Consider the following 609-nt stretch of genomic DNA (forward strand, 5'->3'; position numbering starts at 1 on the left):
CCTGCTCACCGCGCTGTGCTTCCTGGTCTACCCCCAGTACCCGTTCCTCTACCTGGGCGTCGCGCTGCTGGCGCTCGCCAACGTCTTCGACGAGTTCGCGGTGGTCAACTACAACGCGATGCTGCCCGGCATCGCGGGCCGCGAGCACATCGGCCGCGTGAGCGGGCAGGGCTGGGCGCTGGGCTACTTCGGCGGGATCCTGGCCCTGGCGATCGTCCTGTTCGGCTTCGTCACCCCCGGCTTCCTGGGCATCCCCGAGGAGGACGCGCTCAACGTGCGGGCCGTGGCGCTGTTCTCGGGCCTGTGGATCGCCCTGTTCTCGATCCCCGTCCTGGTCGTGGTGCCGGAGATCCGTCCCACCCGCCGGGGCCCGCGCCCGTCCGTGGCCGCGTCCTACCGGCAGCTGTGGGCGACCCTGCGGGGGCTGTACCGGGACGCCCCGCAGACACTGTGGTTCCTGCTCTCCTCCGCCGTGTTCCGGGACGGGCTCAACGCCGTGTTCACGTTCGGGGGCGTCATCGCGGCCGGCACCTTCGGCTTCACCCTCGCCGAGGTCATCGTCTTCGCGATCGTCGGCAACGTGGCCGCCGGCGTGGGGGCGCTGGTGGG

General features: G+C 71.4%; 1 protein-coding gene. It reads left to right on the forward strand.

Annotation, left to right across the window (positions count from 1 at the left end):
• Positions 1-609 (forward strand): MFS transporter (locus RCG67_RS17030; protein WP_368827982.1); only part of this gene is annotated, 609 nt, incomplete at both ends.

The sequence above is a fragment of the Kocuria cellulosilytica genome, from assembly GCF_040981245.1.
GTDB classification, from domain to species: domain Bacteria; phylum Actinomycetota; class Actinomycetes; order Actinomycetales; family Micrococcaceae; genus Kocuria; species Kocuria cellulosilytica.